Annotated in this window: 1 protein-coding gene; it reads left to right on the top strand. The window is 65.0% G+C overall.

The window, feature by feature from the left end; translation table 11 throughout:
* Window positions 1-933 (top strand): elongation factor Tu (gene tuf / locus ACODSY_RS26020; protein WP_488954810.1); only part of this gene is annotated, 933 nt, incomplete at its 5' end.
* Between the last annotated feature and the right edge of the window lie 105 nt (window positions 934-1,038).

A 1,038-nucleotide genomic window follows, 5' to 3' on the forward strand; every position in this document is an offset into this window, starting at 1 on the left:
GACTACGTGAAGAACATGATCACGGGCGCGGCGCAGATGGACGGCGCGATCCTGGTGGTGTCGGCGGCGGACGGTCCGATGCCGCAGACGCGCGAGCACATCCTGCTGGCGCGTCAGGTGGGCGTGCCGGCGCTGGTGGTGTTCATGAACAAGGTCGACATGGTCGACGATGAAGAGCTGCTGGACCTGGTGGAGATGGAAGTTCGCGAGCTTCTGTCGGGCTACGAGTTCCCGGGCGACGACATCCCGATCGTGAAGGGCTCGGCGCTGGCGGCGGTGGAAGGCCGTGACCCGGCGATCGGCGAGGATCGGATCCTCGAGCTGATGACGCAGGTGGACGCCTACATTCCGCAGCCGGAGCGTCCGGTGGACCTGCCGTTCCTGATGCCGGTGGAAGACGTGTTCTCGATCTCGGGTCGCGGCACGGTGGTCACGGGCCGGATCGAGAAGGGCATCGTGAAGGTCGGCGAGGAAGTGGAGATCGTGGGCATCCGCGACGTGCAGAAGACGACCTGCACGGGCGTGGAGATGTTCCGCAAGCTGCTGGACCAGGGCCAGGCGGGCGACAACGTGGGCGTGCTGCTGCGCGGCACGAAGCGCGAGGACGTGGAGCGCGGCCAGGTGCTGTGCAAGCCGGGCTCGATCACGCCGCACACGGAGTTCCTGGCGGAAGCCTACATCCTGACGAAGGAAGAGGGCGGCCGTCACACCCCGTTCTTCACGAACTACCGTCCGCAATTCTACTTCCGGACGACGGACGTGACGGGGATCATCAAGCTGAAGGAAGGCGTGGAGATGATCATGCCCGGCGACAACGCCGAGCTGACCGTCGAGCTGATCACGCCGATCGCCATGGACCAGGGCCTGCGCTTCGCGATCCGCGAAGGCGGCCGGACCGTCGGTTCGGGCGTCGTGTCGAAGATCATCAAGTAAGCACGCCGCTTACCTGACTATCGAACTCAAGGGCCGCCGGATCACTCCGGCGGCCCTTTTGCTTGCCCGCATGACAACCGTGTCATGACCGACATTTAAGCTGCC

This window comes from Phenylobacterium sp. FG114, assembly GCF_057809855.1.